The 23,330-nt window shown below is 66.4% G+C and carries 19 protein-coding genes; 8 read left to right on the top strand and 11 right to left on the bottom strand.

The annotated features are described in order from the left end of the window. Nucleotides 1-20: 20 nt before the first annotated feature. The 3 genes from RRU_RS06435 (at nt 21) to RRU_RS06425 (ending at nt 3,677) form a co-directional block, all read left to right on the top strand. Entirely contained in the window at nt 21-1,766 is a 1,746-nt protein-coding gene (locus tag RRU_RS06435; RefSeq protein WP_014626129.1) for a divergent polysaccharide deacetylase family protein, read from the top strand. Beyond that, on the top strand, nt 1,763-2,260 hold the full coding sequence (locus RRU_RS06430; protein ID WP_011388985.1) for an RNA pyrophosphohydrolase: 498 nt from the start codon (nt 1,763-1,765) through the stop codon (nt 2,258-2,260). The genes RRU_RS06435 and RRU_RS06430 overlap by 4 nt, the downstream gene beginning before the upstream one ends. 100 nt (nt 2,261-2,360) lie before the next feature. Continuing rightward, entirely contained in the window at nt 2,361-3,677 is a 1,317-nt protein-coding gene (locus RRU_RS06425) for an esterase-like activity of phytase family protein (protein WP_011388984.1), read from the top strand. 106 nt (nt 3,678-3,783) lie between these two features. Here the strand turns inward: RRU_RS06425 and RRU_RS06420 are convergent, their stop codons facing one another. The 7 genes from RRU_RS06420 to RRU_RS06390 all read right to left on the bottom strand — a co-directional run bounded on the left by RRU_RS06420 (nt 3,784) and on the right by RRU_RS06390 (nt 12,469). After that, nucleotides 3,784-4,593 (bottom strand): ferritin-like domain-containing protein, encoded by an 810-nt coding sequence (locus RRU_RS06420; protein ID WP_011388983.1) that lies wholly within the window; start codon nt 4,591-4,593, stop codon nt 3,784-3,786. Nucleotides 4,594-4,748: 155 nt separating this feature from the next. Next, on the bottom strand, nt 4,749-5,153 hold the full coding sequence (locus tag RRU_RS06415) for a F0F1 ATP synthase subunit epsilon (RefSeq protein ID WP_011388982.1): 405 nt from the start codon (nt 5,151-5,153) through the stop codon (nt 4,749-4,751). Between the two features lie 140 nt (nt 5,154-5,293). Next, on the bottom strand, nt 5,294-6,718 hold the full coding sequence (gene atpD / locus RRU_RS06410; protein WP_011388981.1) for a F0F1 ATP synthase subunit beta: 1,425 nt from the start codon (nt 6,716-6,718) through the stop codon (nt 5,294-5,296). Nucleotides 6,719-6,746: 28 nt separating this feature from the next. Then, nucleotides 6,747-7,646 (bottom strand): F0F1 ATP synthase subunit gamma, encoded by a 900-nt coding sequence (locus RRU_RS06405; RefSeq protein WP_011388980.1) that lies wholly within the window; start codon nt 7,644-7,646, stop codon nt 6,747-6,749. Nucleotides 7,647-7,696: 50 nt separating this feature from the next. Beyond that, nucleotides 7,697-9,229, bottom strand: coding sequence for a F0F1 ATP synthase subunit alpha (atpA, locus tag RRU_RS06400; protein ID WP_011388979.1), 1,533 nt, complete (start codon nt 9,227-9,229; stop codon nt 7,697-7,699). Beyond that, nucleotides 9,229-9,789: a F0F1 ATP synthase subunit delta gene (locus RRU_RS06395; RefSeq protein WP_011388978.1), complete on the bottom strand. Its 561-nt coding sequence runs from the start codon at nt 9,787-9,789 to the stop codon at nt 9,229-9,231. Before RRU_RS06395 ends, atpA begins: the two co-directional genes overlap by 1 nt. 244 nt (nt 9,790-10,033) lie before the next feature. Then, the gene (locus tag RRU_RS06390; protein ID WP_011388977.1) at nt 10,034-12,469 is read right to left on the bottom strand and encodes a primosomal protein N'; all 2,436 of its coding nucleotides are present in this window, start codon (nt 12,467-12,469) and stop codon (nt 10,034-10,036) included. Between the two features lie 375 nt (nt 12,470-12,844). On the opposite strand from RRU_RS06390, the gene RRU_RS06385 reads away from it, so the two are divergent. Next, entirely contained in the window at nt 12,845-13,492 is a 648-nt protein-coding gene (locus tag RRU_RS06385; RefSeq protein WP_237703842.1) for a DUF484 family protein, read from the top strand. A gap of 2 nt (nt 13,493-13,494) precedes the next feature. Continuing rightward, on the top strand, nt 13,495-14,487 hold the full coding sequence (locus RRU_RS06380; protein WP_011388975.1) for a tyrosine recombinase XerC: 993 nt from the start codon (nt 13,495-13,497) through the stop codon (nt 14,485-14,487). Nucleotides 14,488-14,521: 34 nt separating this feature from the next. On the opposite strand, the gene pspF is transcribed toward RRU_RS06380, so the two are convergent. Beyond that, nucleotides 14,522-15,532 carry a phage shock protein operon transcriptional activator gene (gene pspF / locus RRU_RS06375; RefSeq protein ID WP_011388974.1) on the bottom strand — a complete coding sequence of 337 codons (1,011 nt, stop codon included), beginning with the start codon at nt 15,530-15,532 and terminating at the stop codon, nt 14,522-14,524. Between the two features lie 189 nt (nt 15,533-15,721). On the opposite strand from pspF, the gene pspA reads away from it, so the two are divergent. The 3 genes from pspA to RRU_RS06360 all read left to right on the top strand — a co-directional run bounded on the left by pspA (nt 15,722) and on the right by RRU_RS06360 (nt 17,236). Next, nucleotides 15,722-16,402 carry a phage shock protein PspA gene (gene pspA, locus RRU_RS06370; RefSeq protein WP_011388973.1) on the top strand — a complete coding sequence of 227 codons (681 nt, stop codon included), beginning with the start codon at nt 15,722-15,724 and terminating at the stop codon, nt 16,400-16,402. A gap of 103 nt (nt 16,403-16,505) precedes the next feature. After that, complete coding sequence (gene pspB / locus RRU_RS06365) at nt 16,506-16,754, top strand: envelope stress response membrane protein PspB (RefSeq protein ID WP_011388972.1); 249 nt, start codon at nt 16,506-16,508, stop codon at nt 16,752-16,754. Then, on the top strand, nt 16,751-17,236 hold the full coding sequence (locus tag RRU_RS06360; protein WP_011388971.1) for a hypothetical protein: 486 nt from the start codon (nt 16,751-16,753) through the stop codon (nt 17,234-17,236). The genes pspB and RRU_RS06360 overlap by 4 nt, the downstream gene beginning before the upstream one ends. 94 nt (nt 17,237-17,330) lie before the next feature. Here RRU_RS06360 and lpdA read toward each other — a convergent pair whose 3' ends face one another. The 3 genes from lpdA to RRU_RS06345 form a co-directional block, all read right to left on the bottom strand. Next, nucleotides 17,331-18,731, bottom strand: coding sequence for a dihydrolipoyl dehydrogenase (gene lpdA, locus RRU_RS06355; protein ID WP_011388970.1), 1,401 nt, complete (start codon nt 18,729-18,731; stop codon nt 17,331-17,333). A gap of 115 nt (nt 18,732-18,846) precedes the next feature. Further along, complete coding sequence (gene odhB, locus RRU_RS06350) at nt 18,847-20,142, bottom strand: 2-oxoglutarate dehydrogenase complex dihydrolipoyllysine-residue succinyltransferase (protein ID WP_011388969.1); 1,296 nt, start codon at nt 20,140-20,142, stop codon at nt 18,847-18,849. 54 nt (nt 20,143-20,196) lie between these two features. Next, nucleotides 20,197-23,160 carry a 2-oxoglutarate dehydrogenase E1 component gene (locus RRU_RS06345; protein WP_011388968.1) on the bottom strand — a complete coding sequence of 988 codons (2,964 nt, stop codon included), beginning with the start codon at nt 23,158-23,160 and terminating at the stop codon, nt 20,197-20,199. Between the last annotated feature and the right edge of the window lie 170 nt (nt 23,161-23,330).

Below are 23,330 nucleotides of genomic sequence, written 5' to 3'. Positions count from 1 at the left end.
GTGCGCGACGGAAACAGGTGGTGAAAATCCCCTCCCTGCCCAAATCTGGCAAGCCGTCGCGCCCCGGGGCCTCGCGCCCGGGCGCGGCCGCGGACAAGCCCTCCCGATCCCCGGCCGCCCTCTCGAGCGCGGCCGAGGATGATATCGACGTTGGCGATGATCTGGAGTTCGACATCGCCCCCGATCCTTTACCCCCGCCCACGCCGCTTCCCCGGTCCTCGGCCGGCGGCGGCCTGGGCGAGGCATTGCGCGGCCTGTTCCGCCGCACCGATGATCCCGACACCGCCCCCCATTACTACGACCTGCGGGCCGAACCCCGCGAGCGCCGGGGTTGGCTGATGGCCGGCGCCGCGCTGCTTCTGGCCGGCGGATTGGTCGGCGCCTGGATGACGGTGCGCAGCCCCGACGAGCCGCGCACCCCCGGGCCGGTCAATAGCGGCGCCTCGATCACCTTGCCGCTTCCCGCGGCCGAAGGCCGTCTGGGGTTGTTGACCCCGCCCGGAGAAGCTGGTCAGACCAGCGACCGCTCGGCCCAACGCCGCCCCTGGCTCAGCGAAGCGGCGCCCTCGGCGATGCCCGACGCCGGCCAAGATCCCGCCCAGGACAGGGCCGAACCCCCGCAGCCGGCCGCCCCGGCCGCCATCGCCGCGCCGCCGCCCACGCCAGAGCCTGCCTCGCCGCCGGCCGCCGCCGTGCCGCCGCCGGTCGCGCCCCCACCGACGGTGGCAAGCCCGACGCCCGCCGCCCCGCCGGCCGTGGCTCCGGCCCCGGCTGTGACCGCCGCTCCGCCCCCCGCCCCGGCCGCCGGCGCCTTCCAGCGGCCAAGCGGCGCCCTGCTTCCCAGCGAGGTGGCGGTGGCCCTGCCGCGCGGGTCCTCGCCGCCCTTGGAAGAGGGCTTTCGCCCCGGCCGCACGCCTTCGTACAACGACCTTCCCGCTCCGGGTACCTTCCCGGCGCCCAGCCTGGGCGATGCGCCGTCAAGCGATTTGCTGCGCAGTTCCGAGCATGGCCTGCTGCCGGTGATCGCCGCCGATGGCCGCATGCCCTGGCGCACCTATGCCCGCCCCTTCACCGGCGACGCCACCCGCCCCAGGGTGGCGATCATCGTCAGCGGTCTTGGCATGCGCGAAGCCGCCACCCAGGCGGCGATCACCCGGCTGCCGCCGGACGTGACCCTGGCCTTCGATCCCTATGCTCCGGCCCTGCCGGCATGGATGGGCAAGGCCCGCCAGTCCGGTCATGAAACGCTTCTGGAACTGCCCGTCGAACCCACCGGCTATCCGGCGATCGATCCCGGCCCGCTGGCCCTGCTCAGCGGTTTGTCCGAGATCGAGAACCGCAGCCGCCTGGAAACCGTGCTCGGGCGGAGCGGCGGCTATGTCGGCGTGTTGGCGACCGCCGCCGGCCGCTTCACCGACACCCCGGCCTCGCTGCGCGGCTTGCTCGATGCCTTGAAAAGCCGTGGCCTTTTGTATGTTCACCGGGGATCGCCCACCGCCGTCAATGTCAACGGCGATGCCGCGCCGCCGGTCAATATCGTGACCGCGCGCATCGATGACACCCCCAACCAACGCGCCATCGACGCCCGCCTCGAGTACCTTGGGCAGGTCGCCCGCGCCCAGGGCTATGCCATCGGCGTCGTCGGCGCCTCCCCGGTCGCCCTCTACCGCCTCAATCGCTGGCTGGGGGGACTGGAGGGCGAGGGTCTGGTGCTGGCGCCAGCTTCGGCGGTGATGGTGACCGGCGAACGGAGAGCCACCCAATGACCCCACAACCGCCCCTGTCCGCCGCTGGCCTGCCCTATCGCCAGGGGGTGGGGATCATGCTGATCAACGCCCGGGGTCAGGTTTTCGTCGCCCGCCGCCTTGACAGTCCCGAGGCTTGGCAGATGCCCCAAGGCGGAATCGACGCCGGCGAGGACCCCGAGACCGCCGCTTGGCGCGAGATGGAAGAGGAAATCGGCACCCGCAACGCCCTGCTGCTCGGCGAAACCGCCGGCTGGCTGGGCTATGACCTGCCCGAAGAGCTGCGCGGCCGCCTGTGGGGGGGACGCTTCCAGGGGCAGCGGCAGAAGTGGTTCGCCTTCCGCTTCACCGGTCAGGACGCCGACATCAACCTCGCCACCGCCCATCCCGAATTCGACGCCTGGCGCTGGGTCGATGTCGACACCCTGGTGGCGTTGATCGTGCCGTTCAAACGCCCGGTCTATGAGCAGGTGGTGGCCGAACTCGCCGGCTTCGCCGTTCCCCAGCCGGCCTGACCAAGGCCCCTTCCGCGCCCGAAAACGTCATAGGATCATCAAAAACCCCGACCCTCGGCTTTGCTACCCTGCGCGGTCTTTTTCCACCACAGGGGGTATCATGAGAACGCTGAGGATGATCCTTTTGGCGGGCATGGCGGCAAGCGCCCTGACCGCGCCGTCCGCCGGGGCGGCCGAGGTCACGGCCCTTGATCTGGGCGCGGCGACGGCGGCGCGGCTGGCGATGGGTCACGTGCGCTTCGCCAATGGTCATGACTATAACGCGACCGTCGGCTTTGGCAGCGGCGCCTTCCACCGGCCCGGCGACCCGCCGGGAACGCTGTATGCGGTCACCGATCGCGGTCCCAATATCGACTGCGCCGAGATCGGGGCAGTGGTCGGGATGAGCGCCGAAGCGCTGTGCGCGGGCGACACCGCCGCCAAGGTCTTCCCCTTCCCGGCCTTCACGCCGACAATCTACACCCTGTCGATCGGCGACGCGGGCGTCGAGATCGTGGACGCCCTGCCGATCAAGACCCGCTCGGGCCGGCCGATCACCGGCTTGCCCAACCCCTTGACCCTCACCGATACCGAAGGCGCCTTCGATGCCGACGGCCGGCCGCTGACACCCGATGCTAGCGGCCTTGATGTCGAGGCGGTGGCGCGGGCCGCCGATGGCTCGTTTTGGGTGGCCGAGGAATATGGCCCCTCGATCGTCCATATCGCCGACGATGGCCGGGTTCTGGTGCGCTATGTTCCCCAGGGACTGGAAAAGGATCTGGCGGCCGCCGATTACACGGTGAAAGGCACGCTGCCGGCCATCCTTGCCAAACGCAAACTCAATCGCGGCATCGAATCCCTTGGCCTGTCAGCCGATGGCCGGACCCTTTATGCCGCCTTGCAAAGCCCGCTGGTCAATCCCGACACCGCCGCCTACAAGACCTCGCGCGCCGTCCGCCTGCTCAAGATCGACGCCGCCACGGGCGAAGCCCTGAACGAATACGTCTATCCCGAGGACGAGGCGGCCAGCTTCACCGCCGATGCCAAGGCCGGCAAGGTCAAGCAGAGCGACGTTAAGATTTCCGAACTGGTGGTGGTCGGCCAAGACAAACTGGTGGTGCTCGAGCGCATCAGCAAAACCACCAAATTCCATCTTGTCGAGCTTGGCGCCGGGGCCTCTGATCTGTTGGGCTCGCCCTGGGACGACCCGAAGACCAGCCCCAGCCTGGAAGCCACCCCCGATCTTGCCGCCAAAGGAGTCATTCCCCTGAGCAAGACCCTGATGCTGACGGCCGAAGGGGGGCCCTTCCCCGAAAAGATCGAAAGCATCGCCCTGCTTGACGAGTCGACCCTGGTGGTGATCAGCGACAACGACTTCGCCATCACCGGCGATCAAACCAAGGTGGTGCGCATCGCCCTGGATAAGCCGTGGAACTAGAGCAAATCCCGAGCGATCTGATCCAGATCGCGACGACGATTTGCTTCACTATCAGGTTTTTAGAGCGGCGTTCGCAAACCCAATTTCAGGCCCGCCGCTCTAGCCGTCAGGCGGCGCGGGCGGTGCGCAGTTTGCCGCGCATATAGACCCAGAGCAGCGATCCGGCCAATTGCCCCAGCCGGCCCTGTGATGACAGCCCGGCGGCCTTGAGGACCATCGCCGCCGCCCGCTGGGCGTGGACCTTTTGGTAAGCGCCGAAGGCGCGGGCGGCGTAATCCTTATAGGCGGTTTCGCGCACATAGGGCCGGTCGGGGTAATTGGCGCAGTGATAGGCGAAGGACAGTTCGTCGTCCTCGGTCTCGCGAATGCGGCCTAAAGCCACCATCAGCCGACGCACCACGCCCGCACCTTCGCGGGCGAGCAGGATATCCAGGGTATCCAGGAACAGCTTGTAATGGCGGAACTCGTCGGCGGCGATGCGCCGGCAGATATCGCTAAAGACCGGCTCGCGCGAGGCGTCCTTGAGGGCGGTGTAGAACGAACTGGTGCCGGCCTCGACGATGCAGCGCGCCACCATCTCGCTGGTCTTGGAGCCGCGCACGCTGCCCTCGACCTCGGTCTCGATGGTATAGCCGGCGCGAAAACGCCTCAGGGCGTCGGCGTAGTCGAAGGTCGGATCGGCCAGGGAAGCCCAGCGCCCCAGAACCTCGCCGTGCTGGACCTCCTCGGCGGCCCACAGGGTGGTCTTTTCCTGGAACGCCGGTTCGTCATGAAACACCCGGGACAGATAAAGCCCGTAGAGAGCCCCGTTGCTTTCGGTCAGCGCCGCCGCCTTGGCGATTTTCAACAGATCGGAGTCAACCCGGTCGGCGGCAAAGGCCGACCAGTCGATGTCGTCGGGCGTCCAGTTGCTCATGGGGATCCTTTGCCGCCGCACTACGCAGAGACCACAAAAAAACGGGGTCCCGGTGTAACCACCTGATCCCCCGTTTGGTTGCGCGGCAAAGTGAAAATTCAGCCCTTGCGGGCTAATCTCTCAGTTTTCAGCCCTTGCGGGCTAATCTTTGGTTTTCAGCCCTTGCGGGCTGCCAGCAAAGCCTCGGCGATGGCCTTGGCCTGGGCGGCCTCGGCCTTCTCGGCCTCGCTGGTGGCTTCCTTCAGCCGGTCGTCGGCGGCCTGGAGGCGGGCGCGAACGGCCTCCTCGCTCAGGCTGGCGAGATCGAAGGCTTCATCGGCCAGAACGGTGCAACGATCCTCGGTGACTTCGGCGAAGCCGCCGGCCACGAAGATGCGCCGTTGAACCTTGCCGCCGTTATAGGTGCTGATCACCCCGGGACGGACCGTCGACAGCAGCGGGGCGTGGCGGGGCATCGCACCGAAGTCGCCGTCGGTGCCGGGAACCACCACCATTTCCACGGGCTCGGAAAACAGCAGCCGCTCGGGCGAGACCAGTTCGAATTCAGTGGTTTCGGCCATGGCAAACGCCTTTGGATGTCAACGCGCGACGCTCGGGGGCCGCAAAGCGACCGGAGCCCCCAGGAAAAACGCGCGCACCGTAAAACGGGAGGGGCGGCCTCGCGGCCCGGATGCCCGATGGCCGCCCCTTGGAAAGAGAATCAGGCGGCTTCGGCGGCCATCTTCTTGGCCTTCTCGATGGCTTCGGCCATGTTGCCGACCATATAGAAAGCCTGTTCGGGCAGGTGATCGTACTCGCCCTCGACCAGACCCTTGAAGCCCTTGATCGTGTCTTCGAGGCTGACCAGCTTGCCCGGCGAGCCGGTGAACACTTCGGCCACATGGAACGGCTGGGACAGGAAGCGCTGGATCTTGCGGGCGCGGGCGACGACCAGACGGTCCTCTTCGGACAGCTCGTCCATGCCAAGGATGGCGATGATGTCCTGGAGCGACTTATAGGTCTGCAACACGCGCTGAACTTCGCGGGCCACCTTGTAGTGCTCTTCGCCAACCACCAGCGGATCAAGGGCGCGGGAGGTCGAATCGAGCGGATCGACGGCCGGGTAGATGCCCAGCTCGGCGATCGAGCGGTTGAGCGTCGTCGTCGCGTCGAGGTGGGCGAAGGAGGCGGCCGGCGCCGGGTCGGTCAGATCGTCGGCGGGCACGTAAATCGCCTGAACCGAGGTGATCGAGCCCTTCTTGGTCGAGGTGATACGCTCTTGCAGGGCGCCCATGTCGGTGGCCAGGGTCGGCTGATAGCCCACGGCCGAGGGGATACGACCGAGCAGGGCCGACACTTCCGAACCGGCCTGGGTGAAGCGGAAGATGTTGTCGACGAAGAACAACACGTCCTGGCCTTCTTCGTCGCGGAAGTATTCGGCCTGGGTCAGACCGGCCAGGGCGACGCGGGCGCGCGCACCCGGCGGCTCGTTCATCTGGCCATAAACTAGGGCGACCTTCGACTTGTCGCCTTCCAGGTCGATAATCCCGGCGTCGATCATCTCGTGATAAAGATCGTTGCCCTCACGGGTGCGCTCGCCGACGCCGGCGAACACCGAATACCCGCCGTGACCCTTGGCGACGTTGTTGATCAGTTCCTGGATCAGCACGGTCTTGCCGACGCCGGCGCCGCCGAACAGGCCGACCTTGCCGCCCTTGGTGTAGGGGGCGATCAGATCGATGACCTTGATGCCGGTGACGAGGATCTCGGTTTCCGTCGCCTGCTCGGCGAAGGTCGGAGCCTGACGGTGGATCGGATAGCGCTGCGCCGTGACCACCGGGCCACGCTCGTCAACGGGCTCGCCGATGACGTTCATGATGCGCCCCAGCACCTGGGGGCCGACCGGAACGGTGATCGGACCGCCGGTCGACGTGACCTGCTGGCCGCGGACCAGACCTTCCGTGCTGTCCATGGCGATGGTGCGGACCACGCTCTCGCCCAGATGCTGCGCCACTTCGAGAACCAGACGGTTCCCGTGATTATCGGTCTCGAGGGCGGAAAGGATCGACGGAAGTTCACCCTCGAACTTCACGTCAACGACAGCGCCCGTCACCTGCGTGATCGTACCGAGGTTGTTCTTGGCCATGAATAAAGCTCCTGAAATTCGGTCGCGCTTAGATGGCTTCGGCACCGGAGATGATCTCGATCAGCTCCTTGGTGATCTGTGCCTGTCGCGTGCGGTTATAGGTGAGGCTCAGCTTCTTGATCATGTCGCCGGCGTTGCGGGTCGCGTTATCCATCGCGGTCATCCGCGCGCCCTGCTCGGAGGCGAAGCTTTCGAGCATGCCGCGGAAGACCTGGATCGCCACGTTCTTGGGCAGCAGATCGGCGAGGATTTCCTCTTCCGAGGGCTCATACTCGTAAATCGCCTTGGGCCCGGCGGTCCGGTCGTTGTCGTTGCCGGCGGCAACGGTGGTCGGAACGGCGAAGGGAATGATCTGCTGACGGGTGACGACCTGGGAAATCGCCGACTGGAAGCGGTTGTAAACCAGCGTACAGACGTCGAACTCGCCGGCCTGGAACATGTCAAGGATCAGCCGCGAGAAACGGTCGGCGTCGCTGAAGCCGATCGCCTTCGAGCTTTGATCGGCGATGCCGCCGATGATCTGCTTGGGGAACTCGCGCTTGAGCCCGTCCCGGCCCTTCTTGCCGATGCACAGCAGCTTCACCGTCTTGCCCTGCGCTTCCAGCTCGCGGACAAGGGTGCGGGTCGCCCGGATGATCGAGCCGTTGAAGCCTCCGCACAGACCGCGATTGGCGGTCAGCGCGACGATCAGGTGAACGTTGTCTTTGCCGGTCCCGCCCAGCAGCGGCGAGGCGCCGGCCATCCCGGCGGTCGAAGCCGCCAGGTTGCCGAGCATCCGCTCCATGCGCTGGGTATAGGGCCGGGCCGCCTCGGCGGTATCCTGCGCACGGCGCAGGCGCGAGGCGGCGACCATCTTCATCGCCGAGGTGATCTTCTGGGTCGATTTGACCGAGGTGATCCGGCTTCTGAGGTCTTTAAGGCTGGCCATGGTTCTCGGAGCCCTTCCCTGGTCCCTCTGGAGTCAATCCGTGAGCGAAATCAGGCAAACTTCTTGCCGAAATCGTCCAGGAACTTGACCAGCTTCTGCTCGATTTCCTTGGACAGAGCCTTGCCGGTGCGGATCGATTCGAGAAGATCGGCGCCCGAGGTGCGCAAAGCGCCGAGCAGCGAAGCCTCGTAACGCACCACATCGGTGGTCTTGAGCTTGTCCAGATAGCCGCGCGTACCGGCATAGATCACGCAAACCTGTTCCTCGACGGCGAGCGGCGAGTACTGGGCCTGCTTGAGCAATTCGGTCAACCGCGCGCCGCGGGCCAGAAGCTTCTGGGTGGCGGGATCGAGGTCGGAGGCGAACTGGGCGAAGGCGGCCATTTCACGGTACTGGGCGAGTTCCAGCTTGATCGAGCCGGCAACCTGCTTCATCGCCTTGATCTGGGCCGATGAGCCAACGCGCGACACCGACAGGCCGACGTTCACCGCCGGGCGGATGCCCTTGAAGAACAGGTCGGTTTCCAGAAAGATCTGGCCGTCGGTGATCGAAATCACGTTGGTCGGAATATAGGCCGACACGTCGTTCGCCTGGGTCTCGATGACCGGCAGGGCGGTCAGGGAGCCGGCGCCGTTGTCGTCATTGAGCTTGGCGGCGCGTTCGAGCAAACGGGAGTGGAGATAGAACACGTCGCCGGGGAAGGCTTCGCGCCCGGGCGGGCGGCGCAGCAGCAGCGACATCTGACGGTAGGCCACGGCCTGCTTGGTCAGATCGTCATAGAAGATCACCGCGTGCATGCCGTTGTCGCGGAAGAACTCGCCCATCGTGCAGCCGGTATAGGGAGCCAGGAACTGCAAGGGAGCGGGTTCGGACGCGGTGGCGGCGACGACGATGGTGTAATCCAGCGCGCCGTGATCGGCCAGGACCTTGACGACCTGGGCCACGGTCGAGCGCTTCTGACCGACGGCGACATAGACGCAGAACAGCTTCTCGCTATCGTCCTTCGCCTTGTCGTTGACGGCCTTCTGATTGAGGATCGTGTCGAGGATGACGGCGGTCTTGCCGGTCTGACGGTCACCGATGATCAGCTCGCGCTGGCCACGGCCGATCGGGATCAGGCTGTCGATGGCCTTGATACCGGTCTGCACCGGCTCGTGCACCGACTTGCGCGGGATGATGCCCGGCGCCTTGACCTCGGCGCGCTTGCGCTCGACGTCGACCAAATCGCCCTTGCCGTCGATCGGATTGCCCAGGCCATCGACCACGCGGCCAAGCAGGCCCTTGCCCACCGGCACGTCGACGATCGTCTGAGTGCGCTTGACGACATCGCCTTCCTTGATGCCGCGATCTTCGCCGAAGATCACGATACCGACGTTGTCGCTTTCGAGGTTAAGGGCCATGCCCTTGACGCCGTTGGCGAACTCGACCATTTCACCGGCCTGGACGTTGTCCAGCCCGTAAACGCGGGCAATGCCGTCGCCGACCGACAGGACCTGACCCACCTCGGCGGATTCGGCCTCGGTTCCGAAATTCGCGATCTGCTCCTTGAGGATCGCGGAGATCTCCGCAGCGCGGATTTCCATCACCCAACCCCTTTCATGGCGAGTTGCAACCGTTTGAGCTTTGTGCTGAGGGAACTGTCGACCATACGCGATCCAACGCGCACGACCATCCCGCCCAGAAGGGCCGGATCCACCGAGGCGTCGATGGTGACCGTATTCCCCGTGGCTTTATTGAGAGCCGTCGTCAGGGCGCTTTTCTGGGCCGATGTAAGGGCCGTGGCGCTGACGATCCGGGCGGTGACTTCGCCCCGGCGGGCGGCGAGGCGTTCAAGGAACGCGCCGATCATGCCGGGGACGGCGAAGGAACGATGCTTCGCCGCGACCACGCCCAGAAAATTACGGACGATTTCATGAAAACCGGCCTTTTCGGCCAGCGCGGTCAATGCCTTGCGCTGGTCGTCACGACCGATGACGGGACTCGCGATCACGCGGCGCAGGTCACCGCTTTCGTCGAGCATGGCTTTCAACGAGCGAAGGTCCGCGGACACCTGATCGAGTGCCCCACGATCTTCCGCCAGCTCATAGAGTGCCGTCGCGTAGCGCTCGGCAACTCCCGTTACTCCTGCCTTATGGGATGACACGTGCGATAGCCCCAAGTATAGCGGTCGAACGAATCACGCCGCAGCGGCGCAAGTCATTGAATAGACGAGATCACGCGCCCCTGAAAAGGGACGCCTCTCATCCCGGCGCGGGGGCTACTTAGCACAGACCACCCTTGCATGCAACAAGCGCTGGTCGCGCCGGCAAGCCCCGAAAACCGTGTCTTTCCCCGACGTTCCCCCACCCGTCCCCCGGGAGGTTTGGTCCATGTCAAGACGGCGCGGACTATAGAAAGGAAATGGGGTCCACGTCCACCTGAACCTTCACCCCGGGCGGAATCGATACGAGCGATAGCCAGTGGCGCACCACCGGTTGCACCTTTACCCCCCGCGCCGCCTTGAGCAACAGCCTGTGTCGGTGGCGTCCACGCAACATTGCAAGCGGCGCGGGTACGGGCCCCAGCACATCAAGGCCAGGCCCCATCGGCGCCGCCCGCCCAAGGGCCGCGGCCACGGCCTGGACCCGGGCAGAGTCCTCGCCCGAGATCACCAGGGCGACCAGCCGGCCGAAGGGGGGCATCGCCAGGGCCTGACGCTCGGCCGCCTCGACCTCGAGAAACAGCGCCGGATCGCCCGAGGCCAGGGCCTCCATCACCGGATGGCCGGGATCGACGGTCTGGATCAGCACCCGCCCCGGCCGCTCGGCCCGCCCGGCCCGGCCCGCGACCTGATGGAGCAGCTGGTGGGTTCGTTCCGAAGCCCGCAGATCGCCGCCGGTTAGCCCCAAATCGCCATCGACGACGCCGACCAGGGTGATCAGCGGAAAGTGGTGGCCCTTGGCCATGATCTGGGTGCCGATGATCAGATCGATGTCGTGATTGGCGATTCGTGTCGCCAGGGCGGCGGCCTCTTTCGGTCCGGTCACCGTATCGCTGGCGGCAACATCCATGCGCGCCTTAGGAAAGCGATGGGCGGCCTCTTCGGCCAATCGCTCGACGCCCGGGCCGCAAGGCGCCAGGGAATCGGCCACCCCACAGGCCGGACAGGTCTCGGGGATCGGCTGCTGATAGCCGCAATGGTGACAGCGCAGGCGCCCATCGCGGCGGTGTTCAACCAGCCAAGCGGTGCAGCGCGGGCATTTCAGCCGATGACCGCAGCTCCGACACAGGGTCAGCGGCGCATAGCCCCGGCGATTGAGAAACAGCAGAACCTGCTCGCCCGCCGCCAGGGTTTCCTCGACGGCGGTGATCAGCGGCGGGCTCAGCCAGCCCAAGCGGGCCGGGCGGGCCATGGGCGAAGGAGAGGCCGTAGGCGAAGGGGAGGCCGTAGGCGAAGGGGGGGGCGCTTTTTGCTCCTCGGCCTCGTCGTTCGCCCCGCCGGGCGCGGCCAGACCCTCGGACCCGCCGGGTCCGGCAAAATCCGTGGGCAGCCATTTTTGCGGCGGGGCGCGGCGCAGATCGAGCAGGGTGATCTCGGGCATTTCCGCTCCGCCGTGGCGACGGGGCAGCACCAGATGCCGATAGCGGCCCTGGCGGGCGTTCTCGATGGTTTCCAGCGACGGCGTGGCCGAGGCGAGCACGGCGGGAAAGCCGCCGAGGCGGGCGCGGACCACGGCCATGTCGCGGGCGTTATACGGCACGCCCTCCTCTTGTTTGAAGGCGCTGTCGTGTTCTTCATCGACGATGATCAAGCCCAGATCGGGATAGGGCAGAAACAGCGCCGATCGCGCCCCCACCACCACCGGCGCCCGCCCCAGGGCCACCGCCCGCCAAGCCCGCCGCCGCGCCGCCGCGCCCATTTGCGAATGCCATTGCACCGGCGCGGCGCCGAAGCGGTCGGCGAAGCGCCGCGGCCATTGGGCGGCCAGGGCGATTTCGGGCAACAGCACCAGAGCCTGCCGCCCGCGGCGCAGGGTTTCGGCGATCGCCTCGAAATAGACCTCGGTCTTGCCCGAGCCGGTGACCCCTTCCAGCAACAGACCGGAAAATCCCTGGTCAAGCGCCGTGCGCAGGCCGTCCGCCGCCGCCTGTTGATCGGCCGACAGCAGCGGTCCGGGCCGGTCGGCATCGGGGGCTTGCGGCGACCATTCATTCGAACGGGTCACCGCCTCGAGCAGCCCGGCCTTGGCCATCGCCGCCACCACCGCCGGCCCCACGGCCGCTTCCCGCGCCAGATCGGCGCCGGCGAAGGGCAGACCGGGATGGTCGTCAAGAACCGCCAGAACCCTTTGGCGGCCGGGGCTCAGCCGCGCCCCCCCCGGAAGCGGCCCCTGCCCCTCCGCCCGCTGACCCGCCGCCCGCTGACCCGCCGAAGGACGGCGCCAGCCAAGGGCCGGCGGCGGCGCTTCCAGGGCGGCGGGCACGCTGAGCGCCATGCGCAACACCGCCCCGGGCGGCTGCACCGTATAAGCCGCAACCCAGTCGATAAAAGCGCGCAAAGGCGCGGGCAGGGGCGGACACTCGGGAAAGCCGATCAGCGGCTTCAGGCGTTCGGGCGGGGTTTCGCCCGCCCCCGCCCCCCAAACCACGCCGATTTCCTCCCGTCGCCCCAGCGGCACCCGCACCAGGGTACCGACGGCGGGCCGGGCCATGCCGGCGGGCACCTTATAGTCATAGGCCCCGGCCAAAGGCAGCGGCAGCAACACGGCGACGACGGGCTCGGCGTGGGCGTCTTCGGGGAAAAGCTCCCGGGAACCGGGGGGCAAAGCCGGGAGACCGGCCATCGGCGAACCTCCGCGCCATCGGGGGGCGATACCCTGATGCGGCGCTTTAAAAGGGGAGGACCAGGGGCTATACCCCCGGGGGGAGCAAGCACCCGTTCCGTAATCCTACGGGCCATCGGCCCGGGGGGCGGTATGCTCCGAATCCGACCCGCGCCCCCGAAGAAGGCAAGAACTTTCTCTCCTCCTTTCGCCCCGCGTCGGCGAAAGGCTTTCCTTGACGATTGGGCAAAGTCGGGTCAGACCATCTTTCAGGCACCCCTTATGGGAGGGCAAGACGTGGGCGACGCCAGGGACAAAGCGAAGGATCTGAGGTCCTCGGCCGAACTCGATGAGGCTTCGGTATTGGGATACCTATTGAAGAATCCGGATTTCCTGATGGATCATCCGGAGGTTCTGATGATGGCGACTCCCCCTCGCCGCTTCGAAAAGGCTGACGACAAGGTTATCGACATCCAGCACGTGATGCTGCGGCGGCTGCAGACCGAGATGGCCGATCTGCAAGACTGCGCCGAGCAGCTGATCATCACCACGCGCTCGAACATGGCGACTCAGAAGGGCACCTTGCAAGCGGCCCTGGCCTTGCTTGATTGCGAGGGCCTGGGGCCTTTGGTGCGCACGGTGGCCGAAGATCTGCCGATGCTGCTCGATGTCGACATCTGCGCCCTGCGGCTTGAACGCCACGTTCTGCCGCCCCCGGGCATGCCGGTCGAGGACAACGACGACGGCCTGGACCTGACCACCCTGCCCGCCGGCTTCGTCGACGACCTGTTTGGCCCGGAAGCCCATGCGGTGCTGCGCCCCGCGGTCGATGCCGAAGACAGCATCTATGGCGATATCTCGGGCATCGTCCGCTCCGACGCCCTGGTGCGGGTCGAGCCGGGCGATGGCCTGCCGCCGGGGATCCTGGCCCTTGGCACCCGGGTGGAAGGCACCTTCGAGCCCGAGATGGCGATGGATCTTCTGGTTTTCCTGGCCAAGGTCGCCGAAGCCTGCGTGCGACGATGGGCCCCCGACACCCTGTGAGCATGGATCGTCCGGATTTACCAGCCGACCCCGCCCCGCACCCCGACGAGGCCGGCGTGGTGCCGGGGCTGTTCCTGCCCTGCGCTAGCGATCTGCGGCCGTCGCTGGTCGCTTGGCTCGGCTGGCTTCAGGGGGAGCGCCGCGCCAGCCGCCATACCCTGGACGCCTATGGCCGCGATCTGGCGGCCTTTCTGACCTTCTTGCGCGATTACCGGGGCGAGGAGCCGGGTCTGGCCACCCTGGCCTCGCTTGGTCCGGCCGATTTCCGCGCCTATATGGCCGCCCGGCTGACCCAGGGGCTGTCGCGGCCCTCGATGGCCCGCGCCCTGTCGACTTTACGCAATCTCTTCCGCTGGCTCGACCGCGAGGGCGTTTTGCGCAATGGCGCCATCGCCACCATCCGCTCACCGCGCCAACCCCAGGCCGTCCCCAAGGCGCTGAGCGAAAGCGAAGCCCTGGACGCCCTGTCGGTGGCCTCGGACCTGCAAGACGACCCCTGGCTGGCCAAACGCGATCTCGCGCTGTTCACCTTGCTCTATGGCTGCGGCTTGCGGCTGGGCGAGGCGCTCGATCTTGATCGCGGCGACCTGCCGAGCGGCGAGGTGATGCGGATCACCGGCAAGGGCCGCAAGGAGCGTCTGGTGCCGCTGCTGCCGGTGGTGGTCGAGGCGCTGGCCGATTATCTGGCGGCCTGTCCCTTCGCCGGGGGCCCCGATGATCCGCTGTTCCTGGGCAGTCGCGGCAAGCGGCTTAATCCCGGGGTGGTGCAGCGCCAGATGCGGCGGCTGCGCGGCTTCCTCGGGCTTCCCGAAACCGCCACCCCCCATGCCTTGCGCCACAGCTTCGCCACCCATCTGCTGGCCCAGGGCGGCGATTTGCGGACCATCCAGGAACTGCTCGGCCACGCCTCGCTCTCGACCACCCAGCGCTACACCAAGGTCGATGCCGGCACCCTGGTCGGCCTGCATGGCGCCACCCACCCCCGCGCCCGCTGAGAAAGCCGCTCCGCCGCACCCCAAGGCGCCGTCTTTACCGCTCCGCCCCCGGACCCAGGCCATGGCGGGCGAGCAGGCGGCGGAACTGGTGATAGCCCAGGCCCAGCGCTTGGGCGGCCTTGCCTTGATTGCCCTCGGCCGCCGCCAGGGCCCGGCGTAGCAACCCCTGCTCATAGGCGGCGACGGCGGCGGCGAAGGGTTGGCCCTCGGGCGGCAAAGCGCCGTCCGCCGGCGAAAGGATCGCCGGCGGCGCAGCGGGGGCGGCCGCCAAACACCAGGGGCTAGCGAAGGGATCGATCACCACCGTCTCGATCACCGTGGCCTCGCGCGGCAAACGGGCGACGGTGCGCTCGCTAGCATTGCGCAATTCGCGGACATTACCCGGCCAGCCATGCCCAAGAAGCTGGGCGCGGGCGGCGGGCGAGAAGGCCGGGGCCGGACGCTCCAAGTCGCCGGCCATGGCGCGGGCGAAGGCCTCGGCCAGGGCGAGGATATCGCCCGGGCGGGCGCGCAAGGGCGGCAGGGTCAGCACATCGAAGGCCAGCCGGTCCAGAAGATCGGCCCGGAAGCCCCCTTCGGCGGCGCGCTTTGGCAAATCGACATTGGCGACGCCGATCACCCGCACATCGACGCGCAGCGTCGCCGCGCCGCCCACCCGCTCCAACTCGCCGTATTCGATCACCCGCAGCACCTTTTCCTGAACGGCCTGCGAGGCATTGGCGATTTCATCCAAAATCAGGGTGCCGCCCTCGGCGCGCTCGAAGCGGCCCAAATGGCGGCGCTGGGCCCCGGTGAAGGCGCCCGCCTCATGGCCGAACAACTCGCTTTCAAGCAGGGTGTCCGACAGCGCCGCGCAATTGACCTTGACCAACGGCCCCTGCCAGCGCCGCGACAGATAGTGCAGCCGCGCCGCCACCAGTTCCTTGCCGGTGCCGCGTTCACCAACCACCAGACAGGGGCGGTCGATGGGCGCCAGCCGCGAGGCCTGCTCGATGACATCAAGAAAGGCCGGATCTTCGCCGATAATCGGAGGGAGCGTGTCCATGGACCAGATTATAGCGATATCCGCTAGCGCTTTCCGCTAAATTTTGGCGAGAACCGCTTTGCCCTAGCGTCAGGGACTGGCTTTGGTCTTGATTCTCAAGCGTTTTTTCTTTGGCACGCTTCTGGCTAAGCAAAAGGCAGAGCACCCCACGACAGGGGCGCCCCCTTTTCCCAAGCATGGAGGCCCCAAATGGGCATCTTTTCCCGCCTGACCGACATCGTGAACGCCAATCTCAATTCCCTGATCGACCGCGCCGAAGACCCCGAAAAGATGGCGCGTCTGATGATTCAGGAAATGGAAGACACCCTGGTTGAGGTCCGCACCGCCACCGTGCGCACCATCGCCGATCGCAAGGACCTGGAACGCTCGCTCGAACGCCTGGAAGCCGGCGGCCGCGAATGGGGCGAGAAGGCGGAATTCGCCCTGGCCAAGGGCCGCGAGGATCTGGCCAAGGCGGCGTTGATCGCCAAGCGCAAGCTGGCCGATCAGGCCGAAGGGGCGCGGGCCGAGCTGAAGGCCATCGACGAGAGCCTCGCCAAGACCAATGTCGATCTCGGTCAGCTTCAGGCCAAGCTGGAAGAAGCCAAGGCCAAGCGCAAATCCCTGGAAATCCGCATGCGTTCGGCGCAAAAGCGGGTAGATTTGCGCCGCACCCTCCACGACGGCCGCATCGACGAGGCCCTGGGGCGCTATGACTCGCTTGAACGCCGGATTTCCGAGCTTGAAGCCGACGCCGAAAGCTACGATCTCGGCAAGACGGCGGGCGTCAGCCTTGATGAGCAGTTTTCCGAACTGCGCGCCGAGGCCGATGTGGAGGACGAACTGGCGCGGTTGAAGGAGACCGTCGCGCGGCGTGGCGCCGGGGCCTGATCTTAAAGGCTTCGTCCCCGCTCGCGGGGACGCCGCCCGCCCGCCTCGCCCTACCGCCCGCGCCGCCCGCCTGCGCCCCCGCCTGCGAAGGATTTGATCCGAAATGAGCCTATTCGTCTTCCTGTTCGTGCCGCTGATCGTCTTCGTGGCGGTGGTGATGCCGACCTGGATCATCTTCCATTATGTCACCAAGTGGAAACGCATGCGGATGGTCGATGCCGGCGGCGACTCGGTGGTGGTCGACCAGAAGGAAATCCGCCAGCTGCGCGAAACCGCCCATAAGCTGAACGACCGCATCCTCATTCTGGAATCCATTCTCGACGCCGAGTCGCCGAACTGGAGAAATCAATGAACCATGACGTCCCCCCCCGCTATCCCCATTCCCGGCCCCATCCCCAGGACGAGCGACCGGGCATCCTTCGCCGGGTCACCCAGGGCGTCGCCGATCGCCTGGGCCTGTCGCGGCGCGCGGTGATCGTGCTGTTCGTTCTGGGCGGCGTGATGAACCTGCCGCTCGCCTTGCTGGTCTTCTTGACCGCTTGGTACTGGGTCGACAACGCCGGAGCGATCGAGCGCGGCATCGACGGCGCCAGTTCGGCGGTCAAGCGCACCCTGTTTGGCGACAAACGCGGCGAGGCGGCCGGCGAGCGGCCAAGCCATGGTCCGGGGGCCGGCACCGACGCCGAAGCCGATTTTCCCGAGTTGCGGCGGGCCTTCGCCGATCTCGAACGCCGCACCGGGCGCATGGAGACCCACGTCACCTCCGAGGACTATGCCCTGAACAAGAAGTTCCGCGACCTCGAACGCGGCGCCAAGGGCCCGATCCGCGCCTAACCGCCCGTTTTTCTCGACCCGCCAAGAAACACAGCGGGCCGCGCCAGGGATCCCCCCAGCGCGGCCCGTTTTTTTATGCCTGCTGGCCCACCCCTCACATATGGATGGTGCGCTTGTTGACGGCGAGGGCGGCTTCCTTGACCGCTTCGCCCAATTGCGGGTGGGCGTGGCAGGTGCGGGCGATGTCTTCGGACGAGGCGCCGAATTCCATCCCCAAAACCACTTCCATGATCAGATCGCCGGCCTGGGCGCCGATGATATGGCAGCCAAGCACCCGGCCGGTTTCGGCGTTCGACAGGATCTTGACGAAGCCGTCGGTGTCGCCATTGGCCTTGGCCCGGGCATTGGCGGTGAAGGGGAATTTGCCGACCTTATAGGCGACGCCGTCCTTCTTCAGCATCTCCTCGGTCTTGCCGACCCCGGCGATTTCCGGCCAGGTGTAGACAACCGACGGAATGGCGCCGTAGTTCACATGGGCGCTTTCCCCGGCCAGCATCTCGGCCAGGGCCATGCCCTCGTCCTCGGCCTTATGGGCCAGCATCATGCCGCCGATCACATCGCCGATGGCGAAGATGCCTTCGATAGCGGTCTGGAAATCGCCATCGACCTTGACGAAGCCGCGATCGGTCTTTTCCACGCCGACCTCTTCAAGCCCCAGCCCGTCGGTAAAGGGCCGGCGGCCAACGGCGACCAGCACGGTTTCGGCTTCCAGGGTTTCGGCCTCGCCGCCCTTGGCCGGCTCGACGGTCAGACTAACCCCCTCGCCCTTGCGTTCGGCGGCCGTCACCTTGCGGCCCAGCTTGAAGCGCAGTCCCTGCTTTTCCAGGATGCGCTGGCTTTGCTTGCGCACCTCGCCATCCATCGGCGGCAGGATGTGGTCGAGATATTCGACAACCGTCACCTCGGCGCCCAGGCGGCGCCAGACCGAGCCCAATTCCAGGCCGATCACCCCGGCGCCGATCACCACCAGGGATTTGGGCACCTTGGCCAGGGCCAGCGCCCCGGTCGAGGAGACGATCCGCTCCTCGTCGATGGTCACTCCGGGCAAAGGCGTGACTTCCGAACCGGTGGCGATGACGATGGCGCGCGTCGTCAGCGTCTGCTCGCCGCCCTCGCCGCTCACCACCACCTGACCGGCGCCGGCGATGCGGGCGGAGCCGACGACATGGGTCACCTTGTTCTTCTTGAACAGGAAAACGATGCCCTTGGTGTTGGCCTCGACCACCTCGTCCTTGCGCGCCATCATCGTCTTCATGTCGAGGCCCAGGGTGCCGACGGTGATGCCATGGGCGGCGAAGCCGTGGTTGGCCTCGTCGAACAGGTGCGACGACTGCAACAGCGCCTTGGACGGAATGCAGCCGACATTCAGGCAGGTGCCGCCAAGCGTCGGGCGCTTTTCGACACAGGCGACCCGCAGGCCAAGCTGAGCGGCGCGGATGGCACAGACGTAGCCGCCCGGGCCGCCACCGATCACCACGACATCAAAATCGGACATGAGGCTGGCCTCTTCTTCCTTGCAGGCGCCGGGGGATGGCCTTCCCGGCGGACAGGCACTTGTGGATTTTCGGGAATGGGGAGGGGAACGACCAAAGCCCCCCTCCCCTTGCGGATCAGGCGTCGAGCAGCAGGCGGGCCGGATCCTCGATGCATTCCTTGACGCGGACCAGGAAGGTCACCGCTTCCTTGCCGTCAACGATGCGGTGATCGTAGCTGAGCGCCAGATACATCATCGGCCGGGCGGCGATCGAGCCGTCGGGCATCACCATCGGCCGCATCATGGTTTTATGCATGCCGAGAATGGCCGACTGCGGCGGGTTGATGATCGGCGTCGACATCAGCGAGCCATAGACCCCGCCGTTGGACACGGTGAAGGTGCCGCCGGCCATTTCTTCCATGGTCAGGCTGCCATCGCGGGCCTTCTTGCCATAGCCGGCGATATCGGCCTCGATCGTGGCGAAGGACTTGGCGTCGCAATCGCGCACCACCGGCACCACCAGACCCTGGGCGCCGCCAACGGCGACGCCGATATCGTAGTAGTTCTTGTAGATCAGCGAATCACCGCTGATCTCGGAATTGACCGCCGGCATTTCCTGCAAGGCCTTGACGCAGGCTTTGACGAAGAACGACATGAAGCCCAGCTTGACGCCATGCTTCTTCTCGAAGCTTTCCTTGTACTGATTGCGCAGGGCCATCAGATTGGTCATGTCCACCTCGTTAAAGGTGGTCAGGATGGCGGCGGTGTTCTGGGCCTCCTTCAGACGTTCGGCGATGCGCCGACGCAAGCGGGTCATCTTGACCTTTTCCTCGCGCGGACCGGCCTCGCGGGCCGGACCCGCCGCCGGAGCGCTAGCGGGCGCCGGGGCGCTGGCGGGCGCGCCGGCCGGAGCGCCGGCCTTGAGGAAGGCCACCACGTCGTCGCGGGTCAACCGGCCGTCCTTGCCGGTGGCGGGAATGCGCGCGGGATCAAGCGCGTTGTCATCCACCAGCTTGCGCACCGCCGGCGGCAGCGGATAGTCGAGAGGGGCGCTGGCGGCCTTGGGCGCGGCGGCGGCCACCGGCTCGGCCTTCTTTTCCGGCCCCGCCTTCTTTTCCGCTTCGGGCTTCTTCTCCGGCTCGGCCTTCTTCTCCGCCGGGGCGGCGGCGGGCTTGGCGGGAGCGGCACCCTCCCCGGCCCCGGCGAGCAGGGCGAGAACGGCGCCCACCGCCACCTCGGCCCCTTCCGCGGCGATGATCTCGCTCAACGTGCCAGCGGCCGGGGCCGGAACCTCGACGGTGACCTTATCGGTCTCAAGCTCGACAAGGGGTTCATCGGCGGCGACGGCGTCGCCAACCTTCTTGAACCACTTGGCGACCGTCGCTTCGGACACGGACTCGCCCAATTGGGGCACGATGATTTCGGTGGCCATGACTGACTGTCTCCCGGAATGGCACTAGGGCAGGACGAAAGGAACGGGGGGAATTCACTGCCCGATGATGCTGAGCTTGGTGGCGCGGCGGAACGGCTGGGGCAGGACATCGCGCTTCCAGGTCAGGGCCTGTTCAACCAGCAAGGCCTGCTCGCGCCCATGGCCGCGATTGGACCCGGTGGCCGGCGAGGCGGCGGCCGGACGGCCGGCATAGCTGGCCCGGCCGGGGCGATGCTCGAGTTCCTGCAGGAAGAACTCGATGCGGCGGTCGACGAAGGTCCAATAGCCCATATTGGCCGGCTCTTCCTGGCACCACACCACATCGGCGTTGGGATAGCGCTTGAGCACCTTCATCAAGGTGTCCTTGGGCCAGGGATACAACTGCTCGATGCGGACGATGGCGACATCGTCGATGCCCTGGTCCTCGCGGGCCTGATACAGGTCGTAATAGACCTTGCCCGAACACAGCACCACCCGGGTGATCTTGTCGTCCTCGACCAGGGTCTTGGTCTCGGGCAGCACCCGGCGGAAGCCGTGATCGGTGAAATCCGACAGCGGGCTGACCGCCAGCTTATGACGCAGCAGCGATTTGGGCGCCATGACGATCAGCGGCTTGCGGAAGTTGCGGTGGACCTGCCGGCGCAGGGCGTGGAAATAATTGGCCGGCGAGGTGATGTTGACCACCTGCATGTTGTCTTCGGCGCAGAGCTGCAGATAGCGCTCGGGCCGGGCCGAGGAATGCTCGGGGCCCTGGCCCTCATAGCCATGGGGCAGCAGGCAGACCAGCCCCGACATGCGCAGCCACTTGCTTTCGGCCGAGCTGATGAACTGGTCGAAGATCACCTGGGCGCCATTGGCGAAATCGCCGAACTGGGCCTCCCACAGCACCAGGGCCTTGGGCTCGGCCAGCGAATAGCCGTATTCGAACCCCAACACCGAGAATTCCGACAGCGGGCTGTCGATCACCTCGAACCGCGCCTGGGCGGGATCAAGGTGGTCAAGCGGGATGTGGCGGTTCTCGTTGGTCTGGTCGATCAGCACCGAATGGCGGTGCGAGAAGGTGCCGCGCCCCGAATCCTGGCCCGACAACCGCACCCGCGTGCCTTCCAGCAGCAAGGTGCCGAAAGCCAGGGCCTCGGCGGTCGCCCAGTCGATGCCCTGGCCGGTTTCCAGCATCTCGGCCTTGGCCTTCATCTGGCGCAGGATCTTGCGGTTGGTGTCGAAGTTTTCCGGCGGCGTCGACAGCGCCGTGCCGACCCGGCGCAGAACCTCGGCCGGCACCTCGGTCCGGTCCTGGCGGAATTCCTCTTCGCCGTTCAGCGCCTCCAGCCCTTCCCATTTGCCCGCCAGCCAATCGGCGCGATTGGGCTTATAGCTGGTGGCGGCCTGGAACTCGGTTTCCAGGCGGGCGGTGAAGGCGTCGGCCAGACCATCGGCCTCGGCCTGCGAGATCAGCCCCTCGCTCACCAGCTTTTGCGCATAAAGCGTGCGGGTGGTCTGGCGATGGGCGATCGAGTCATACATCAAGGGCTGGGTGAAGGCCGGCTCGTCGCTTTCGTTATGGCCATGGCGGCGATAACACACCATGTCGAGCACGACATCGACGCCGAACTCCTGGCGGAATTCGGTGACGATGCGCGCCGTATGCACCACCGCCTCGGGGTCGTCGCCATTGACGTGGAAGATCGGCGCCTGAACCATCTTGGCGATATCGGTACAATACTGGCCCGAACGGCTGTACTGCGGGCTGGTGGTGAAGCCGATCTGGTTGTTGATGACGATGTGAATGGTGCCGCCGGTGCGATAGCCCTTGAGCTGGGACAGGCCGAAACATTCGGCGACCAGCCCCTGGCCGGCGAAGGCGGCGTCGCCGTGGATCAGCAGCGCCATCACCGCCTTGCGATCCGTATCGCCAAGCTGGGTCTGCTTGGCCCGCACCTTGCCCAGCACCACCGGGTCGGCGGCTTCCAGGTGGGATGGATTGGCCTGCAGCGACAGATGGACGACCGCGCCATCGAATTCACGATCGGCCGAGGTGCCCAGATGGTACTTCACGTCACCCGAGCCCTGAACGTCATCGGGATTGGCGCTATTGCCCTGGAACTCGCTGAAGATCGCCCGATAGGGCTTATGCAGCAGCGAGGTCAGCAGATTGAGCCGGCCGCGATGGGCCATGCCCAGATTGATGTCGGTCAGGCCAAGCTGGCTGCCGCGCTTGAGGATCTGCTCGATCGCCGGAATGACCGTCTCGCCGCCTTCCAGGCCGAAGCGCTTGGTGCCCGTATATTTGACCTGGAGGAACTTCTCGAAGCCCTCGGCCTCGGTCAGCCGTTCCAGGATGGCCCTCTTGCCCTCGGGAGTGAAGCGGGTGTGGTTGCGCTCGCCCTCGATGCGGCGTTGGATCCAGCTTTTTTGCTCGGGATCTTGAATATGCATGAACTCGACGCCGATGGTGCCGCAATAGGTTTCGCGGACGACCTCGACGATCTTGCGCAGGGTGGCGCTTTCCATGCCCAGCACGTTATCGATGAAGATCTCGCGCTCGAGATCGGCATCGGTGAAGCCGTAGCTGCGGTAGTCGAGCTCGGGATGCTCGTTGTTCTTGTTCAAGCCAAGCGGATCAAGGTCGGCGACCAGATGGCCGCGCACCCGATAGGCGCGGATCATCATCAGGGCGCGCACGGAATCCAGGGTGTGGGCGCGGACTTCGGCGGTGGAGAGACCGGCGGCGGCCGGAGCGGCGGGGACCGGAGCGGCGGCGGCCTTGCCGTTTTTCCCGGCCTTGGCGGCGGCGGGGGCGTCGGGATCGGCGGTGCCGATCACCGCGTTCCCCCGCGAGGTCCACGAAGGTCCCTTGAGATCACCGCTCAGTTCCTCGGCGCCATCGCGCAATTCGCCGAAAAAGGCGACCCAGCTTGGATCGACGGAGGACGGATCGGCAAGGTAGCGGCTGTAGACTTCGGCGATATAGACCGCGTTGGCTCCGGTCAGAAAAGACGTTTCCACGTCGTCACCCATTCCCGTGCGGGCCTTTGGGGAGGGGCGGCCAGCGACGCTTCAACGGGTTAGGGGGAAGCATGCCTGCCATCGGCTCCACGCTAGGCGCTGTTTTCGTTTTTTACCAGTTCCAGGGGGTAACCCCCCTCTTCGTCCGACAACGGTCGGCTCTTCGCTCGTAGTAGGTAGGC

The sequence above is a fragment of the Rhodospirillum rubrum ATCC 11170 genome, assembly GCF_000013085.1.
Lineage (GTDB): Bacteria > Pseudomonadota > Alphaproteobacteria > Rhodospirillales > Rhodospirillaceae > Rhodospirillum > Rhodospirillum rubrum.
Note: the sequence above shows the minus strand (reverse complement) of the source record. Positions and strands in the feature narration are given on the sequence as shown.

What these genes read in the sequence shown, in the direction of transcription:
- RRU_RS06430 (WP_011388985.1), top strand. Translation starts at nt 1,763, where the DNA reads ATGACCCCACAACCGCCCCTGTCCGCCGCTGGCCTGCCCTATCGCCAG.
- pspF (WP_011388974.1), bottom strand. Translation starts at nt 15,532, where the DNA reads ATGGACACGCTCCCTCCGATTATCGGCGAAGATCCGGCCTTTCTTGAT.
- RRU_RS06380 (WP_011388975.1), top strand. Translation starts at nt 13,495, where the DNA reads ATGGATCGTCCGGATTTACCAGCCGACCCCGCCCCGCACCCCGACGAG.
- pspB (WP_011388972.1), top strand. Translation starts at nt 16,506, where the DNA reads ATGAGCCTATTCGTCTTCCTGTTCGTGCCGCTGATCGTCTTCGTGGCG.
- RRU_RS06425 (WP_011388984.1), top strand. Translation starts at nt 2,361, where the DNA reads ATGAGAACGCTGAGGATGATCCTTTTGGCGGGCATGGCGGCAAGCGCC.
- atpD (WP_011388981.1), bottom strand. Translation starts at nt 6,718, where the DNA reads ATGGCCAAGAACAACCTCGGTACGATCACGCAGGTGACGGGCGCTGTC.
- RRU_RS06420 (WP_011388983.1), bottom strand. Translation starts at nt 4,593, where the DNA reads ATGAGCAACTGGACGCCCGACGACATCGACTGGTCGGCCTTTGCCGCC.
- RRU_RS06415 (WP_011388982.1), bottom strand. Translation starts at nt 5,153, where the DNA reads ATGGCCGAAACCACTGAATTCGAACTGGTCTCGCCCGAGCGGCTGCTG.
- pspA (WP_011388973.1), top strand. Translation starts at nt 15,722, where the DNA reads ATGGGCATCTTTTCCCGCCTGACCGACATCGTGAACGCCAATCTCAAT.
- RRU_RS06345 (WP_011388968.1), bottom strand. Translation starts at nt 23,160, where the DNA reads ATGGGTGACGACGTGGAAACGTCTTTTCTGACCGGAGCCAACGCGGTC.
- odhB (WP_011388969.1), bottom strand. Translation starts at nt 20,142, where the DNA reads ATGGCCACCGAAATCATCGTGCCCCAATTGGGCGAGTCCGTGTCCGAA.
- RRU_RS06385 (WP_237703842.1), top strand. Translation starts at nt 12,845, where the DNA reads ATGGATCATCCGGAGGTTCTGATGATGGCGACTCCCCCTCGCCGCTTC.
- atpA (WP_011388979.1), bottom strand. Translation starts at nt 9,229, where the DNA reads ATGGAAATCCGCGCTGCGGAGATCTCCGCGATCCTCAAGGAGCAGATC.
- lpdA (WP_011388970.1), bottom strand. Translation starts at nt 18,731, where the DNA reads ATGTCCGATTTTGATGTCGTGGTGATCGGTGGCGGCCCGGGCGGCTAC.
- RRU_RS06390 (WP_011388977.1), bottom strand. Translation starts at nt 12,469, where the DNA reads ATGGCCGGTCTCCCGGCTTTGCCCCCCGGTTCCCGGGAGCTTTTCCCC.
- RRU_RS06360 (WP_011388971.1), top strand. Translation starts at nt 16,751, where the DNA reads ATGAACCATGACGTCCCCCCCCGCTATCCCCATTCCCGGCCCCATCCC.
- RRU_RS06405 (WP_011388980.1), bottom strand. Translation starts at nt 7,646, where the DNA reads ATGGCCAGCCTTAAAGACCTCAGAAGCCGGATCACCTCGGTCAAATCG.